We start from the raw sequence: 18,300 nt of genomic DNA on the forward strand, positions 1-18,300 counted from the left end.
TGTGGAAATACCATGTCAAGAATAACTCTAATACCTTTTTCATGGAATTTTTGAACCATTTTCTTTACTTCGTTTATCCTAACATATGGGTCTCTTGGATTTGTTGAATATCTTCCTTCTGGAACTGTAAATAAGTAAGGATCATATCCCCAGTTGTAACTTTTTTCAAAATCTTTATCTTCTTCATCTCCAGTGTAAAAATCAAACATTGGAAGTATATGAACATGCGTAACTCCAAGCTCGACAAGGTGAGAAAGCCCTGTAGAAACTCCACCGGGTCCCTTTGTATTTTCTTCAGTTAATCCTATGTATGTTGCTTTGTTTTTTACTCCAGAGTTATCAAGTCCTGTCATATCGGCAATGTGGATTTCGTATATTATAGCGTCTTCTAATGCTTCCATTGGTGGTCTAATATCATTGTTCCAACCTTCTGGATCAGTCTTTTTAAGATCTACTACTGCACTTTTTGTTCCGTTTTTATAGACTGCTTTTGAATAGTAATCAACAGTTTCTCTAACTTTTCCATAGCTTTCAAATCTGTATTTGTAAAATACTCCGTCGAGATCTCCTTCAACTTCTGCTTGCCAGACACCATTTCCAACGTATTTCATATCAACAATCTTGTAAGGCTTTTCATCTTCGCCATTTTTGAAGAGTAAAACTTGAGCCTTTTTAGATACAGGAGACCATACTTTAAAGATAGTTTTTTCTTTGCTATATAAGTAGCCAAGTTCTCCATCATAGTAAAGATTATCTAAAACATCTAACATATAAACAGTAGACGGAGAGAAGCCCTCGATAAATAATTTTACATCTTTATTTAAGTCTTCTTTTGATAGAGCATCCTTTAAAATAATTCTTATATAATTTGTTTCTGAAAGATCTGTAGGATCTGCTTTTTCTATCTTTTCAACTTTTAATTCTTTTCCATCAACAGTTACTTTGATGTTTTTAAATGTCTTAGTGTCGATTTTGTTTGTAAGGTATGCTTCTATTACGTTGTAATCTTTTGCTGCAGCGAAAAACACTCTTGGGCTTGTGTCTGGCTTTGTTGTGTATATTTCCTCGACTCCCTGCAAGATCCACACCTCCGCTTTTCCATCTTTTATTTTGATAAATCTATCTTTTGCAACATCTTTTGCTTGCCACTCGTTTAATCTTACTATTATTCCAACTTCTTCTAAATCCATATCAAGTTCTATTTTTGCAACTACACCAAAATCATCAGTTTCAGTAAATTGATAGGCCTTTCCTTCCATTGAAACAGGTTTGGAAGGCCATATCCAAAGATTCCATCCTGCATAATTATCATCAAATCTGTGATAATGGACAGTTATAACTGTTTTTGAAAATGCAACCAAAGAGATTAATACAAAAATTAAAAATAATACCTTTTTGCTCATACTATCCCTCCCAAATTTACTCATTTATAATAATTAAAGCAAAATCGCCTGCATTAAGTTTTAATCTTAAAATATTACTTTTCTCTAAGAAATATTCCTCAAAACCATTCCATAACTTTACACTTTTTATTTCTATTTGTTTTCCAACAGTTTTATCAAGGTGTATTTCAAACTCTCTTTCCCATGAAAGATCAAGGTTTCCAATAACTAATATACCTTTATCATCTTTCCAATATGAATAGTTTGCCAAAAATCCGTCTTGATAATTAAAATAAACATATTTAAATTCACCTGAAAGTATAAAGTCTTCGTATTTTTTTCTATAAAATAGAAGATTTTTCAAGAAAGAAAATACCTTTTCATCATAACTATTCCAGTGAAGCACGTAGTGATCAAAAAATGCAAGTTTTCCATAAAATTCATCATCGGGTGGAAGAATAGTTTTCCCCCAGATTGTATTGTCTAATCCTAAATTCATTGGTTGAATTTCTCCTATTTCTTGCCCTGAGTTAATGTAGGGAAGTCCGTTAGGTATAAAATACATTAAAAATGGTGAAAGAAATTTTAATTTATCTCCAAATTCCCTTGCCTTTATTCTAGGAGTATCTGGTGTTTCAACTGAAGCAACAAATGGAATTTTTAAATTTACCGATGTTTCTTCTACTAATTTGTACATTTCTTCTCTTCTTGCGACGGAATACCAACTGTTACCTAGTATAACGTTGTAGCCTTCTTCCATTGCCTTTTTGTCATTTTTCATTTCAAGTTCTTCGGCTATAAACATAAATTCTGGATCGTTGTTTTTGGCTTTTGATATGATCATTTCTTGAAGTTTTTTAGGGAGTGCATGGCCCATATCAATTCTTGCACCATCGATTCCAAATTTCTTTTGATAGTAAGGAATTATATCAGAAATATATTCCCATAGTTCTATATTTTCATCTTCACCTGGGAATTTACTAGATTTGATTACGTCAAACAAAATGTAAGGTTTTTGATCGGGTGATATATATGGTTTTGCAATTTTTGGGTTGTCTAGGTACAACCTTAGGAATGTAACATCATCCCATGTTGGCTGAGTATCATTTATCCAGTCTGAAAATCCTGGAGGCGTAACTATACCAAATTCTTTTATTATGTTTACTAGAATATTTCCTTCCATTTTTTTAACCTTTTCCCATTTTTTTGGATCGATCTTATCAGGAGAATCGACAAATTTTTTTAGATGTTTTCTAACCTCTGTGTTTCTATAAATTACAGGTATATCTTCTGCATCTGGAATTTTAAATGGTAAGTTATCAATGATTGGAGGTTTATATTCTGAAAGCTCATCTACCTTTATCCAGTAGAACCAATCTGGATGTTCCCTTATTAAATCAGAATCTCTTGAAGCGGTTCTTGGAATAAAGTCAAGGACAACTCTAATACCAAGGATATGAGCTGCTTCTACTAACGCTTGAAATTCTTCTTCTACGTTGAATCCTTCAAGTAGAGGGTCATGATAATTTTCATCAAGTTTTAAAGGATTTTTAACTGCATAAGGTGAACCTATACTGCCTTTTTTGAATAAATTGCTAGATTGGCTTATGGGAAGCATGTAAAGTGTATTTACATTGAAGTGTTTAAGATAAATGAGTAAAGCAATCATTTTTAAAAATGTTCCTGATTCTTTAAAACCCAATATATCAGTTTCTTCAAAATTTGCAAACCCCTTGTGATTGTATGCAACTGTCATTCTTGGCAAACTACCATATATTATTGCCTTTTTATGCCAATCCTTTTCACCTGTTATATTAGAAATTGATTTAGAGTAGTTTACTTTTTCTTTTCTTTGTGAGTTTATATATGAAACAACTTTATAGAAAAACTCGTATGGATCAACAAAAATTGTATTTCCTTTTTCTTCAAATATATTTCCAAATATTTCTTTGTTAGAATGTATCCAAAGCTTAGGAATTGCATAATTTTTATGCCCACTTATTTTGCTTTTTAAATATTTTTCTAAGTCCTTTAACATCACGCCACCTCCATAGAAACGGTTCCAATTTAAACCTAAAATATTATATCACATTCGAAAAGAATATCTATACTATTTTAGTATTCCAAATTTGATTATATTTATAACTTTTTCAATTTCTTCCATTATCTTTTCAAGGTTGCTTTCAAATTCGTAGTAGTATTTTTTTGAAAAATATTCCAAAATTTCGAAAGTTATTTTAAAGGAAAAATTTCTGTCCATGTTTTCCTTTAATTCAAGTTTTTCAAATTTTTCAGAAAAATAAGGTATATATTTTGAATAAATTTCTTGATTTAACTTGAAAATTTTTTCTTTTAGACTCTCAGGTATAGATTCAACTGTTTTAAAAAATTGAAGATACTCAGGTTTTTCTTTTGCTATTTCAATTTTTTTATAGCTCCATTTTATTAAAAACTCAAAAAAATCAAGATGAGTATTTTTAGAATAAAATTTCAAAAATTCTTTTTCATATTCACCTTGGATTTTTTTAAAACATTCTATGTATAGATTTTCTTTATTTTTAAAGTGGTAAAAAATTGCTCCTTTTGAAACTTTTGAAGCTTTTGAAATTGTATTTGTGGAGGCAGCAAGAAAACCTTTCTCTGCAAATTCTTTTAGGGCATATTTAATAATTTTTTCCTTTTTTGTCATTTAGATATTGACATCCTTTCTAGTAAATATTTTAAGTCCGAACAGAGAAATTACAAAGCCTAAAAGTATAAGGATTATTGAGTTATTTATATATACTACATTATTGTTTATAGTATCACCTATTGAAATATATTTAAAAATTGATAAATACCTTAAAAAAGAAAATTTTTCGTTTGCACTTCCTAGAATATCAATTATGTACATTAATATAAAAGATGAGAGTGATAATGATATAGAAAGCATTGTTTTTTGAAATATTACAGATAGAAAAATTGTTAAAAAACCAAAGAAAATTTCTATGACATATAAATATAGGGAATATCCAAATAAGATGTAAGGGCTGTATTCATAACTTACATATACCTTAAAAAGTGCTAACACACTTGCACAGAATATTAGAAAAAAGAGTGTGTAGAAAATAAGAATAGCAATTAGTTTTTCTAGGTATATTTTTTTTCTACTTATTGGTTTAACAAGCAAATATTCTATTGTTTTATTTTCAAATTCATTGGCAAATAAATTTGATGCAAGTATTATGGAAAAAACCCCTGCAAATATTTGAGCCATCATCATTATTTTCATTCCAAAAAATCCTTCTGGAGTTATTGAATTTTCAGAAATGTTAAAAATTTTAACCATAAATTTTGGAAGTGATTTAATAAAATTTATCATTTCCTCTGAATCTTTCATTACTGTATCTATAAAAGGGGCGATCATGTAAGAAAATAAAAATAATACAAATGCCCAAATTATAAATAACTTTATATTAGATCTCAATTCTTTTTTTAAAATTAACATTTTCTACGCCTCACCTTAGATTGAAATATCATTATTTTTGAATATGTAATGTGATGAAATAAATAAAATTGTTGAAATAAAGATAATTGCAGCTACTGCACTGTAATTTATAGTTAGTTCTTTAAGTATATCTATTGTTGAAAAATAATAGAAAATGCTTATTTTTCTAAGAAATTCAAAGTTTTCAACACCTTCGGTAACAGAATTTAGAAAAAACATTAAAAAGACAAACGATATAGATATAGTATTTACAAGCTTCCTTTTTCTAAATATCATAGATAAAAGCGTAGAAAATGATGCAAAGAAAATGGACGAAATAAATATGTAAATGAAAAAATAATTCATAACAAGCTTGCTAAAATTTTTAACGTATAAAGGAAAGAATATATGCTCTGAAAACAAGAAAGTAAATGAGAGTATTGTTATAAATAAAATTGTGGCTGCTATTTTTGATAAAAAAGTTTTAGTTCTACTAACTGGTTTAACAAGCAAATATTCTATTGTTTTATTATCAAATTCACCTGCAAAAATTTTACTTGCGATTATTGAGGAAAATATTCCAAAGAAAATAAACATAAATGTCATACCTTCGGTTCCAAAGATACCTTCCGGTTTAGATAAAACGTCAAGTTCAATATTAAATGTTTTTAATAATTTTTCTGGCATATTTTGGATTATTTTTAAAGCAGGTGTATTTTCATCTAAAAAGAATGTTGTTGCAGCCGAAAACATCCAAATAAAAAGGGATATAACTATCATCCAAATAAGAATGACTATTATATTTTGATTTATTTCTTTTTTTAGTATATTCATATTTTCACCACCTATTTATAAAGTTTTAAAAAAACATCTTCAAGTGCAGGGTTTTTGATCTCAATATCTTTGAACTCACAATTTAAAAGATCATTTAAGAATGTTTTTAATTCTATTGATCTTATTTCGAATGTGTAACTTTTTGAGTCTTTTTTGAAACTGTATTTTTTTATTAGATCACATTCCTTTAAGCCGTATACATTAACTAATTTTATGGAAAAATCTTTTAAACTTTCTATATTTCCAAATTTTACGATATTTCCATCTTTTATCATTGCAAATTTATCACATAATTTTTCGACTTCTGATAATATATGAGATGAGAACAATATTGCCGCACCATTTTTTTATGTTCTTCTAAAAGGGCGTAAAATTTTTGCTGGACTAGTGGATCAAGACCACTTGTAGGTTCGTCTAGTATTAAATATTTTGGTTTGTGTACTAGTGCTTGAAGAATTGCTATTTTCTTTTTGTTTCCAAGAGAAAGTTCTTTAAATTTTTTATTTAAATCTATTCCTAATGTTTTGATAATATATTTTTCATAATCTTGATCTATATTTTGATAAAATGCCCTGTTAAATTTTAGAAAATCTTTTATTTTCATGTCACCATAGAAATTTACTTCTCCTGGAATATATCCAATATTTTTTTTGACTTTGTCAATTTCAAATGGCATCTTTTTATTATCAATATAAGCTTCACCATTATCGGGAGTAAGAAAACCAGTTAAAATTCTAATGGTTGTTGTTTTTCCAGCACCATTAGGACCTATTAATCCAACTATTTCGCCCTCTTTTACTTCAAAACTTACATCTTCAATGCCAACATTTTTTCCATAATATTTTTTCAAATTTTTAACCTTAATCATTTAAAAATCACCTCCTAACTATTTGACCATATGGTCAGTTAAGATTATATCATATATTTATGGTTAAAGTCAAAATATGGTAAAATAATCAAAAGAATGATAAAAGGTTGAAGGGAGGTTTGTTATGTTTAAGAATTTATTGTACTTTTTACTTGGAGGAATTGTAATTCTTTTAGTTATTTTTTCAATTAATTCGTATTTAAAAGAAGATGGATTACAAGAATTTTTGCCAAAACTTAAAGTTGATGGAGCACTTTTAGATGAAAGTTTTTTAACGTTTAACGATGAAAACCTGCATGAATTTGAAGTTGTTCTAAATCAAAAAAATAAGTATGTAGCATTTACGGTTACTGCCAATCAAAAAGTAGAAGTTTATCAAGATGGAAAATTAATATTTTCTTTAACTGGACCAGATCTAAATTCATGGCATAGGTATTACTATCTTCCATTAAATGGGACAACAAAATTTTTATTTTATTCAAAGAATGTTGGTGGTGTTGAATCAAGCTGGTATATAGGTAATTTAAAAGATATTCAGAGTGTGGTTGAAAAACATAATTTTGCTAACGAAATGCTTCATCATTTTACATCAGGTTTTGCAGTAGCTATATTTATATTAATGCTCCTTATGTATTTTGGAATAAGAGATAAAAGTTTATTATTTGGAGCAATAACAGTTTTAAGTCCAGTTTTATTGTCTTTGGATGAAATGAATTTAATAATGACTCCGCTTCTATTTTGGAAAAAGATTGTAATTTTAGGAGCTGCTTTATCAATGTACTTTGCATTAGAATTTGCATATAGCTTGTTTAAAATAAAGAAAAATCTATTATTCAAGATTTATGCGATAATTTATTGGATTTTATATGCAAGAGTTTTATTTGCTGCAAATCTTTCAACCGTTAGGGAATATTATTCTCAATTTTATCTGTTTGCAATTTTTGCTTTATTCTATATCTCATATATCTTTGTAAAAAATTCTAAGAATTTTTCAGAAAGAATAGTAACACTAGGACTGGGAAGCGTTGTATTTGGAATATTACTGTCTATTTTCTCAATCCTAGGAATGGTTGAGGTAAACTATATGTTTTTTAATCTTGCTCAGACAGGATTTGGAATTACACTTGGTATGTATGCTTTTGTAAAAATAATTGAAATTAACAATGAAACAAAAGTTGCAAATGAAAAGATTAACAATTTGCTTGAACAGGAAAGAGAGAACATGAAAATCCTTGAAAGATGGTCTCAGAAAGCAAGAGAACTTTCTCAAGTTGTTTTTGATACAACTAAAAAAGTCCAGGAAATAGATTTGAGTTTATACGAGAATGCAAAAATTGTTGATAGTGACATAAATAATCTTTTATTTGTACTTGAAAAATTTAACGGATTTTTAAATGAAGTAGAGGAAAAGACAAACGAAATATCAGAAAAGATCAACAAAGTAAGTAAAATAGGTGAAAAGATTGAGCAATCCTCCAGAGAAAATTTAGCAAATCTTTCAAGTGTACTGAAGATGACAAAAGATCTTATAAAAGTAAATGACTCTCTTAATGCGTCATTTGTTGAATTTTCAAAAGGTATTGATATGATCGAAGATGTTACAACAAAGATTCAAGATATTGCAGAACAAACTAATTTGTTGTCTTTAAATGCTGCAATTGAAGCAGCGAGGGCAGGAGAAGCTGGAAAAGGATTTGCTGTGGTTGCAGAAGAGATTAGAAAGTTGTCCCAAGACACAGGAAGGTTGGTAGAGTCTATAAATGAAACAGTGGGCAGTACAAGAAGAACTTTTTCAAAAGTTAATTCGATAATTGTGGAATTGTCAAATAACCTTTCAACTGTAATTGATAAAAATCAGAGTGTTTTAAATTCAATTGATGAAAATACAAATGATATGTCCGATATGTTTGAAGAATTTAAGATAATTGTAGAAATGGCGGAAATGCAAAATCAGCTTTCTCAAAATGTTCAACAAGAAGTTCAAAAAATAGAGGCTATAGCAAGAGATGTTGAGGAAAAATTCAAGGAATTAAGAAGAAAACAGGAGGAAATTTCGCAAATGATTAAGCAAATATCTCAAAAATCAGATGAGTTAAGTAATTTATAGGGGGATAATTTCCCCCTATTTTTTTAAAGATTAGATCTTAAAATATATTCTCTTAGAGCATCTACCGCCGCACCAAATTCTATGTTGTTTTTTAGCCCTCTGTATGTTATAGATACGGGAAAATTAGAAATGGAATGAATTTTTCTTTCAAGTTCATTCGAAAACCATTTTGTTACACCTTCACCAGAAAGAATTATTTTTTCAGGGTTGAAAAGTTTAAAAATATTAGTAAGAAAAATAGCAAGGTATTTGAAGGATTCATTGTAGATTTCTTGGGCCTTTTTTTCGTATGTCTTGTGCAAATTTCTAAGTTCGTCTAAGTCATTATTATATAACTCTTCATTTAGGATGAAATCTTCAATTTTTAAGTTCGAAAATTTATATCTTTTTAGATTTGCATAATCTGAAGCTATGGTTTCAAGGCAGCCAGTTGCTCCACAGTAGCACTTTTCATTTGTTCCTACATAGAAATGCCCAAGTTCTATTATTTTTCTTTCACTTTTTTCATATATCCCGCGTGATTCATAAAAGCACGCTCCTATACCAGTTCCATAATTTATTACTAGTATCTTTTTTCCACCGTGCTTTACAAATTCTTCAGTTGCGATTGCTTCGACATCATTAAGTAGACTTACAGTGGCATTAGGAAGTAATTTTTTAATTATATAGTGTGGATTAAAGTTTTCAAGTTTTAAGATCTTAGAGTTTGCTTTGTCTTTATCTATATTTCCTGAAAGAGCAATTCCTATAGCTTTTATTTTATCTAAAGATGATACTTTTTTGATAATTTTCTCTAGAATTCTTGATATGTTTTCATTTCCAATATCATTTTTTGTTAACTTTATAGATATTTTCTCTTCTTCTTCAAAGTATCCATTAAAAACAGTCAAATTTACACTTTCTCTACCAATTCTAATTCCAATACTTTTCCAAAAATTCTTGTCCATCTTGATTATATGTTTAGGTCTTCCTACAGTTTCACTTTCGCTTTTTAATACAGTAATATACCCTTTCTTTTTTAAATTGTCCAATATATACGAAAGGGTGGAAGGAGTAACTTTTAAAGATTTTTGCAGTTGATTTCTGTAGGCTTCGTTTTTAAAGAGTAGGTTTAACAGTATTTTTTTTGAATTATTTAATTTCAACTGATAACCTCCTTTATAACTTTTAAATACCTTTTTAGATGTGAAGTAGTTAAAAATTTCTCTTTAACTACTTTTCTAGCGTTTTTGCCTAATTGTCTCCTTAGGTTTTCATTTGTTATTATTTCATATATTGCATCAGCAAGTTCTTTTATATCATTTCTAAAAAAACCATTAAAACCATCTACTACTTGTACCTTCACACCGCCTACTGGTCTTGCTACCACAGGATTTTGTTTCCAGAGCATTTCAGATATTACAAGCCCAAACCCTTCTTTTGTTGCAGTGTGCAATCCAACTGTTGATATAGTTTGAAAAGCATTAACTTCTATATGTCCAACACCCTTTAGATCAGTTAGAAAGTGAATATCAGGATCAGTGCCAGCGTATCTTAATATATCTTCAAATAATATCCATCCTTCGGGATCATCTTTAGCCATGGCTGAAACGATGAGTAATTGTATGTCAACTTTTTCTTTTAAAATCCTATATACATCAATAGCACTTTTTAAATCTTTCCATGGATCAAACCTTGCAACCACTGTAACAATAGGTCTATTTAGGTCAATATTATACTTTAAAGCAATTTCTTCAATTACTTTTTTTGGAAGTTGCTTGTTTTTATCACTTAATGGATCTATACTTGGAGGAAATTCAATAGCTATTTGTTTAAATGGCTCTTGAACATATTCATTTAAGTGAAATAAAGCTTTTGAGTATTTATCTGCTGCTTTGTAAGTAATTCTATTCCAAACATTAAAATTTGGATTTGAAGTATCAATATGACATCTCCATATATACTTTCCATCTTTAAATAAAGGTATAAAAAATGGTTGAGGATCATGAATTATAACAGCGTCGGCATCCAAATTTAACTTTTTTGCATTATCTTTATTAACCTTTTCAAAGAGTTCAAATTCATTATCTGAGATATCAATATCGGCTCCTTGAAAAGCATTATGAAGTTTTTTTGTAACATTAAAAAATTCATTTGGTGCTTCTAAAACTTCCCAAGATGTATTTAAACCTAGATCATTCATTAATGGGGCTAAAGTATAGAGTAACTCTGCAACTCCGCCTCCATATGAAGTGGCGTTTACGTGGACAACTTTAAGACCCTTTAATTCTTTTGAAAGTTCTATCAACTCTTCAACCTCTTCTTTTGCCACTGTATTGTAGTCGCTAATTTTTCTTACAGGCAGTTCTACTCTCATGTTTTCTCCTCCTTTAATTCGAATTTCGAAAAAATTATATCACAGTCCAAAAAAATACAAAAATGACTAATCACAGAAAATAGGTAGAAAATTTCAGTTAGTAAAGTTATATCGAGAATAAAAAGATATTTTGCTTACTTTTGAATAAAATGTATTGATTAAAATGTAAACTTTTTCATTTTTCGTTTTGGTAAAATAATTAAAATTAGAGGCGATTATTTGATATTATTTGAAAATATTTTGTTTTATTAATGGTTTAGAAAGATGTATGCGATGTGATATTATAAATTCGAAAACCGAAAAAATATTTATGATTTATTTCTAATAAGGAGGTGTAAGTATGAAAAGGCTGTTTGTTTTATTTTCTTTGCTTTTAGTTTTTGCTTTATCATTTTCAATTACCACTATTACTATGACTTCTGGAGGTGTGGGAAAGGAACTAGAAGTTTTGTATGCACAATTAAAAGAATTTATGAAGCAAAATCCAGACATTGTTGTTACGGTAATTCCAATGCCTGATTCTTCTACAGAAAGACATGATTTGTACGTTACTTATTTGGCAGCTGGTGAAAGTGATCCTGATGTTTTAATGTTGGATGTAATTTGGCCTCCAGAATTTGCTCCATTTTTAGAAGACCTAACAGATGACTATGATTATTTTGAACTTGATAAATTTTTACCAGGAACTGTAAAATCTGTTACCGTTGATGGAAAAATTGTTGCGGTGCCTTGGTTTACTGATGCAGGACTTTTGTATTACAGAAAGGATTTATTAGAAAAGTATGGATATGATCATCCACCTCAAACATGGGATGAACTTGTAGAAATGGCGCAAAAGATTTCCAAGGCAGAAGGTATTGAAGGATTTGTCTGGCAAGGTGCAAGATATGAGGGGCTTGTTTGTGATTTTATGGAATATGTCTGGTCATTTGGAACAGATGTTTTGGATGAAAATGGTAATGTAATTATTAATAACCCAAAAGCTATTGACGCATTAAAATTCATGGTTGATTTAATTTACAAGTATAGAATTTCACCTGAAGGTGTTACAACGTATATGGAAGAAGATGCAAGAAGAATATTCCAAACAGGAAATGCAGTATTTATGAGAAACTGGCCATATGCATGGTCACTTGCTAATAGTGATGATTCACCAATTAAAGGTAAGGTTGGAATTGCTCCGCTTCCAAAGGGACCTGGCCCAGATGGAAAACATGCAGCAACATTGGGTGGATGGAATCTTGGAATAAATGTATATTCTTCTCCAAAAGAAAAAGAAGCTGCTAAAAAACTTATAAAGTTCTTAACAAGTTCAGAGCAACAACTTTATAAGGCAGTAAATGCAGGTCAAAATCCAACAAGAAAAGAAGTTTATAACAAACCAGAATTGAAAGAAGCTAATCCATTTATGGTTGAATTGTTTGATGTATTTATTAATGCACTTCCAAGACCAAGAACAGCAAGTTATGCAGAAGTTTCCGATGCTATCCAAAGATATGTACATGCTGCATTAACAAGGGAATTAACACCTGAGCAAGCAATTTCAAGACTAGAAAAAGAGCTAAAAATGTTGCTTGGAAAATAAATTTGTGGGGGACTTTCCCCCCACAATTTATAAAGAGGTGAGTATATGCAGAGGAAGGAGCCATTAATTGCTTTTTGGATGATTTTGCCGGCTATATTAGTCATCTCAGTGATTGCATTTTTTCCACTTTTTAAAACGTTCTATGATAGTTTTTATTCATTTAGTCTAAACCCAAGATTTCCTAGACAATTTGTTGGATTTGGTAATTATATAAGGCTTTTCAATGATTATAGATTTTGGGATGCACTAAAAACTACAATAATTTTTACTCTCGTTTCAGTTGCACTAGAAACAATTTTGGGTTTAATGATTGCCTTGATAGTTAATCAGGATTTTAAATTTCGTGGGGCTGTAAGGGCTGCTATGCTTATTCCTTGGGCAATTCCAACAGCAATATCTTCTCAGATGTGGAGATGGATGTTTAATGATCAATTTGGGATTATGTCCAGGTTTTATGAAGCACTTCATATAATAGAGCCTGGAACTCCAATTCTTGGAAGACCAAATTTAGCACTTTGGGCTATTATACAAGTGGACGTTTGGAAAACAACTCCATTTATGGCTCTTTTAATATTGGCTGGTTTGCAGTTGATCCCAGAGCAGTTGTATGAAGCAGCAAAAATTGATGGTGCCAATATGATTCAAAGATTTTTTAAAATTACATTGCCACAGCTAGCTCCTACCATAGCTGTTGCTTTAATTTTTAGAACTTTGGATGCGTTAAGGGTTTTTGATGTTGTCTATGTTATGACTCGTGGAAGTGTAGGTACAGAAACTTTGTCAGTTTACAATAGAGTATTGTTAATGGATAGAGCATTTACAAGCGCTTCATTTGGGTATGGTTCTTCATTGTCGGTTATAATTTTTCTATTAATCTCAATTTTTGCAATTATTTATATTAAATCTTTAAAGCTCCAGTTTGATTAAGGAGTGTGAAGAAAATGCAGGCAAAAAAGATAATTTATAGATTTATATTGTATTTCTTGGTTGCTATCATTTTGATATGGTGTATTTTTCCTTTTTATTGGGCAATAATATCATCTTTAAAGCCCGATAAGGATTTGTTTGAAGTTTATCCTTCTTTGTTTCCTAAAAGAATAACTTTTGAAAACTATATTAAAGTATTTACTGAAAGACCTTTTCATATTAATATTTTAAATAGCGTAATTGTTGCAGGTGTCACAACGCTTGCCTCACTTTTGATAGGTTCTCTTGCAGCATACGCCATTGCAAGGTTAAGATTTAAGGGTAAAGTAATAGTAATGTCTTTGATATTAGCTGTTAGCATGTTCCCTCAGGTTTCCATATTAGGTTCACTGTTTGTTCTTTTGAGAAAAATGCATTTAATAAATACATATCCTGGTTTGATACTACCGTATATAGCTATTACTTTGCCTTTAACAACATGGATTTTGCAAAATTTCTTTAGAGAATTACCAAAAGAAGTTGAAGAATCAGCAGCTATTGATGGATGTTCAAGATTAAGAACACTATGGTCAATAGTTCTTCCTATGGCGGCTCCTGGACTTGTTGCAACTGGATTGTTGACCTTTATTTCAGCATGGAATGAATTTTTATTTGCTCTAACGTTTATGCAGCGCCCTGAAAAGTACACTGTTCCTGTAGCGATTGCACTTTTTAAGGGAGCCTCACAATATGAGATTCCTTGGGGTCAAATAATGGCTGCTGCTGTAATTGTAACTACTCCGTTGGTTATTCTGGTTTTGATTTTCCAAAAAAGGATTATTGCCGGTCTTTCAGCTGGTTCTGTGAAAGGGTGATATTTTGAAAAATTTAACTGTTAAGAAATTTAATGATTTTTACGATGAAGGTAAATTAACTTCTGAAAGACTGGTTGAGTTTTATCTTGAACGTATTTCAAAAATTAATTTGAACGCAATTCTTGAAATTAATCCTGATGCACTTTTTATTGCAAGAGCTTTAGATAGAGAGCGAAGAAATGGTAAAAAAAGGAGTAATTTACATGGAATCCCTGTTATTATTAAGGGAAATATTGATACTAATGATAAAATGCAAACTACAGCAGGTGCTAAAGCTTTGGAAGGAAATTTTGCAAGTTCCGATGCTTTTATAGTTAAAAAGTTAAGAGAAGCCGGCTGTGTAATCATAGGTAAGGCAAATTTGACGGAATTTGCAAATTTTGTATCTTTTAAAATGCCAAATGGATATAGTAGATTGGGAGGTCAGACTAGAAATCCTTATGGAGATTTTGACACTGGTGGTTCAAGTTCTGGCTCAGCAGTTGCAATTGCTGCAGATTTAGCACTTCTTTCGATAGGAACTGAAACTTCGGGTTCTATTCTTTCGCCTTCTAGTATGAATTCTTGCGTTGGTTTAAAGCCAACTGTAGGTACAGTAAGCAGGACAGGTATTATACCAATTTCATTCACACAGGATACTGCAGGACCAATAACAAGAACGGTAGAAGATGCTTTTGAATTGTTTAAGGTGATTTTTGGATATGACCATAAAGATCCTGCAACATACTTTATTAAAAATTTTTCTTTTGATAGTAAAATAGAAATTATTCATGATTTATATGGTATGAAATTTGGTTATACAGATCAAATATTTGAATGGATGAATAAGGAGTTAGTGGATATATTTTTGGAAAATTTAAAAAAGATTGAAAAATTGGGTGGGAAGGTTAAAAAAGTAGAATTTAAAAATCTTAACAAAATAAATAACATAGAAGTTTTATATTATGAGTTTAAATTGGGGATTAATAATTATCTAAAAGATAAAAATTTAAAGGTTAAAACGTTGAGTGATATTATAAAGTATAATTTTGAAAATAGAGATGCAATACCATATGGACAGAATATCTTGCTTTATTCAGATGCAACTGATATTAAAGATGGAAGATACATAGAATATCTTTTAAATGATAGAAAGTATGCAAAAGGTGAGATAGATAGATTATTTAATGAAAATGATCTGGATGCATTATTGTTTCCAGCAAATTATGGTGCACACATTACAGCAAAAGCACAGTATCCGTCAATTGTTGTTCCAGCAGGCTTTACTGAGAAAGGACCTTTTGGCCTTACTTTTTCAGCACGGGCATTCGAAGAAAATAAATTATTTTCCATTGCTTTGTTATTTGAAAAAAGTTTTTCAGAAAGAAAACTTCCTGAGTTAGATTAGGAAAAAGTAAAATTTTTTAATTAGGCAGTTTATTGATTCTAAGATTTTCAAATAAGAAATATAAAGAAGTAGAACATGTAGAGCTTTTGTTAGAGCAGAAGATTAAATATTCTTAAAAAATAAAGGATACTGACAAAGAAAGTATGTAGAAAAAATGAAAGTATATATAAGAACTATGGAAAGAAATTATTAATAAATAGGTTGGAAATAGAGTGGTATTTAGAAAGGATGATGCAGATGGTAAAGATAAAGGAAAATGAATGAGATGACACTTCATATTAAGTTCTAAAACTTTGGTTAACAATGTTAATAGATACATTTAAGATTTATCCTAAAATATTAGATTGTTCGACAATAGTTTTTACATTTGTTAGAGTGAGTAAAAATTTAGTTGATTTATATTTTCGTAAAAAATTAATTTGAGGCAGATTTTGGATAAATCCCACCTTACCTTATTTTGTTAGTAAGGTGGGAATATTTTTTTTAATTAATTTTGAATTCTATTTGGGTAGGGGATACTTTTAGAACTTTAATATTTAAATTTATAAATGAGGTTACTATACTTATAATTTCTTCGTTTGTTAAATGTGTACTCAGTGATAATATTCCAAAATTTTCCTCTTTTTCGATTAATTCTACTTTTTCAAATTTTTCTGATAAATAATCTTTCATAATTAATATGTATGTTGATTTTTCAAAATAAAATTTTAGATTTATTTTTCTTACTACATTAGATTTTTCTGCCGATGAGTAAGGCTTTTTTAGTTCCTCAATTAACTTGTTTATAAAATCAGAAAATTTTTCAGAATTTAGGATTTTTGATAAAGCAGCTTCTTTTGTAGCACCTGCTGCAACATCTTCAAAGTTTTCACTTTTTACTATTTGTCCCGTTAAAGTATTTATTATTTGAACATTTAAGAATAATCTCATTGACCATATTTTGTATTCGCTAGAATACGCTTCTCCATAATTTACTTTAATATTTATTACATATTTTGCAGCACTAAGGATTGCAAGTTTTGAGAGAATATTTGGGTCTGAATATTGCGCAAGTTTTCTTGAATATTCCTTTGAAACTAAGTTAATGCCAGATTCTAAGAGTTTATTTTCGAAAATTGGTTCGATATATCCATATTGGTCATTATTTACAACAATTACTGCATATCCGACTGGTTTTTGACTTATAATCTTAGTAACTAAATCTTTGAATTCATCTCTGTTGAAACTTACATTGATAACTATATTATATGTTTCATTTTCGTATTTTTCTTTTACAATTTCATATTTTAAGACCCCAAAAAGCGCATTAACTAAATCTTTATCAACTGGAATAGAAAGTAATAAGTTAACATCTTGCGAAAAGACAATTCCGATTGCTTTTTTTACAGCTAGTGTTAATGCTCCTTCAATTGCTGCGTTTCGTTGGTTTGCTACACCTTGTGATGAGATTCTAATTATCTCTCCTACTTTTTGCGAAGAAACGCCAGCGCCTTCGCTGGTACCTGGTGAGTATCTTTCAAAAATGAGATTTCCAAGTGATACCTCTACTAAAATATCTTTATCTTTTACTATTCCACTTAAAGTGCCTTTTCCGTCTTTTATTGTTATAAATTCAGGGAATTCTGCGTTTTTAGCTTTTACGTTAAATGTATAATTTCCTTTTATTTTTGGAGACAACTCTACAAAGATATCTATTCTTTGACCTATTGAAACTGATTTTGGACCATTTAAAGTAATTTTTATATCTTTGACAAATGTTTTAGCCTTTTCCTTTAAAGGTTCTATTTTATCTTGTGGAAAATCAATGCATTGAGAATTTAGTTTATCAATTGCTTCAAGTAACTTTAATGCATTTTCTACTGTCTTGATTTCTTTGTTTTCTAAATCATTGTAAAGTGCAATTATATCATTCCAGCTTTTTTTGATTTTAGAAACAGTTGAAATAAGCTCTGAAACCATATTAGCAGGAAGTTTATCCTTATTTTCTGAAATGAGTTTTTCATATTCAGAAACAATTTTTTGAGCTGAATATATCATCTTTCCCTCAAGTAATGATTGTCCTATCTTGATGGCAAAGTATGTTCTATATGCAAATAATGCAGTTTCTTTGTCAAGAAGTCCTAATACTTTTGTATAGTATTGGCCATTGATTAATCTTTTATCGATTAAAGTAAAATCAACACCAACTATTTCTATATCAGTTGTTGTGTTAACTATATTTTCAAGCTTTGTTTCAGCTTTTTCTTTTACTTGTTTATTTTCAATAATTTGTGTTAGGTTTTCTTTGAGAGTAGAATCGCTTTTTATTTCCACATAAATTTGCTCTGCAATTTTTCTCAGAGCATCTTTTTTTGCAATTTCTTCTGATTCAACATCGGTTTTTCCATATCCTTCTCCTACTGCTCCAATGAAACCGTATGGAATAACAACATTGTTTGCTGATGTTTTTGATTCACTACTTGTAGAGTTATTATCACATGAAAATAGGAAAAATAGTAAGACAGAGATAAATACAATAAGTATTTTCTTCATTT

The 18,300-nt window shown here is 29.6% G+C and carries 15 protein-coding genes; 5 read left to right on the forward strand and 10 right to left on the reverse strand.

The genetic code is table 11. The features are described from left to right. From JG780_RS04220 to JG780_RS04250, 7 genes are all read right to left on the reverse strand, one after another. The coding region (locus JG780_RS04220) for a type I pullulanase (protein ID WP_287569306.1) at positions 1 to 1,403 on the reverse strand (1,403 nt) is incomplete at its 3' end. Between the two features lie 16 nt (positions 1,404 to 1,419). Beyond that, a complete protein-coding gene (locus JG780_RS04225; RefSeq protein WP_287569307.1) occupies positions 1,420 to 3,420 on the reverse strand; it encodes a maltodextrin glycosyltransferase in 2,001 nt (666 codons plus the stop codon). Positions 3,421 to 3,492: 72 nt separating this feature from the next. Next, the gene (locus JG780_RS04230; RefSeq protein WP_012579825.1) at positions 3,493 to 4,071 is read right to left on the reverse strand and encodes a TetR/AcrR family transcriptional regulator; all 579 of its coding nucleotides are present in this window, start codon (positions 4,069 to 4,071) and stop codon (positions 3,493 to 3,495) included. Continuing rightward, on the reverse strand, positions 4,072 to 4,869 hold the full coding sequence (locus JG780_RS04235; protein WP_004100456.1) for a DUF2705 family protein: 798 nt from the start codon (positions 4,867 to 4,869) through the stop codon (positions 4,072 to 4,074). It abuts the gene before it with no gap. Positions 4,870 to 4,884: 15 nt separating this feature from the next. Next, positions 4,885 to 5,682: a DUF2705 family protein gene (locus JG780_RS04240; RefSeq protein ID WP_004100458.1), complete on the reverse strand. Its 798-nt coding sequence runs from the start codon at positions 5,680 to 5,682 to the stop codon at positions 4,885 to 4,887. Positions 5,683 to 5,693: 11 nt separating this feature from the next. Further along, positions 5,694 to 5,957 (reverse strand): hypothetical protein, encoded by a 264-nt coding sequence (locus JG780_RS04245; RefSeq protein ID WP_198429576.1) that lies wholly within the window; start codon positions 5,955 to 5,957, stop codon positions 5,694 to 5,696. Continuing rightward, entirely contained in the window at positions 5,954 to 6,550 is a 597-nt protein-coding gene (locus tag JG780_RS04250; protein WP_198429577.1) for an ABC transporter ATP-binding protein, read from the reverse strand. Before JG780_RS04250 ends, JG780_RS04245 begins: the two co-directional genes overlap by 4 nt. Positions 6,551 to 6,674: 124 nt before the next feature. Here JG780_RS04250 and JG780_RS04255 point away from each other — a divergent pair, with 124 nt between their 5' ends. Further along, complete coding sequence (locus tag JG780_RS04255; protein WP_287569309.1) at positions 6,675 to 8,657, forward strand: methyl-accepting chemotaxis protein; 1,983 nt, start codon at positions 6,675 to 6,677, stop codon at positions 8,655 to 8,657. Positions 8,658 to 8,680: 23 nt separating this feature from the next. Here the strand turns inward: JG780_RS04255 and JG780_RS04260 are convergent, their stop codons facing one another. Both JG780_RS04260 and JG780_RS04265 read right to left on the reverse strand, forming a co-directional pair. After that, complete coding sequence (locus tag JG780_RS04260) at positions 8,681 to 9,802, reverse strand: ROK family transcriptional regulator (protein WP_287569310.1); 1,122 nt, start codon at positions 9,800 to 9,802, stop codon at positions 8,681 to 8,683. Then, complete coding sequence (locus tag JG780_RS04265; protein ID WP_287569311.1) at positions 9,799 to 11,013, reverse strand: glycosyltransferase; 1,215 nt, start codon at positions 11,011 to 11,013, stop codon at positions 9,799 to 9,801. Before JG780_RS04265 ends, JG780_RS04260 begins: the two co-directional genes overlap by 4 nt. 340 nt (positions 11,014 to 11,353) lie before the next feature. On the opposite strand from JG780_RS04265, the gene JG780_RS04270 reads away from it, so the two are divergent. Genes JG780_RS04270 through JG780_RS04285 form a run of 4 tightly spaced genes read left to right on the forward strand, consistent with a single transcriptional unit; the run spans position 11,354 to position 15,766 of the window. Then, positions 11,354 to 12,598 (forward strand): ABC transporter substrate-binding protein, encoded by a 1,245-nt coding sequence (locus JG780_RS04270; protein ID WP_012579827.1) that lies wholly within the window; start codon positions 11,354 to 11,356, stop codon positions 12,596 to 12,598. A gap of 45 nt (positions 12,599 to 12,643) precedes the next feature. After that, the gene (locus tag JG780_RS04275) at positions 12,644 to 13,525 is read left to right on the forward strand and encodes a carbohydrate ABC transporter permease (protein ID WP_004100474.1); all 882 of its coding nucleotides are present in this window, start codon (positions 12,644 to 12,646) and stop codon (positions 13,523 to 13,525) included. A 14-nt stretch (positions 13,526 to 13,539) separates the two neighbouring features. Beyond that, on the forward strand, positions 13,540 to 14,379 hold the full coding sequence (locus JG780_RS04280) for a carbohydrate ABC transporter permease (protein ID WP_004100476.1): 840 nt from the start codon (positions 13,540 to 13,542) through the stop codon (positions 14,377 to 14,379). Between the two features lie 4 nt (positions 14,380 to 14,383). Beyond that, a complete protein-coding gene (locus JG780_RS04285) occupies positions 14,384 to 15,766 on the forward strand; it encodes an amidase family protein (protein WP_012579828.1) in 1,383 nt (460 codons plus the stop codon). A gap of 483 nt (positions 15,767 to 16,249) precedes the next feature. Here the strand turns inward: JG780_RS04285 and JG780_RS04290 are convergent, their stop codons facing one another. Then, positions 16,250 to 18,298 carry an LPP20 family lipoprotein gene (locus JG780_RS04290; RefSeq protein ID WP_287569312.1) on the reverse strand — a complete coding sequence of 683 codons (2,049 nt, stop codon included), beginning with the start codon at positions 18,296 to 18,298 and terminating at the stop codon, positions 16,250 to 16,252. Positions 18,299 to 18,300: the final 2 nt, after the last annotated feature.

It is taken from the genome of Thermosipho sp. (in: thermotogales) (assembly GCF_020054775.1).
GTDB classification, from domain to species: domain Bacteria; phylum Thermotogota; class Thermotogae; order Thermotogales; family Fervidobacteriaceae; genus Thermosipho; species Thermosipho africanus.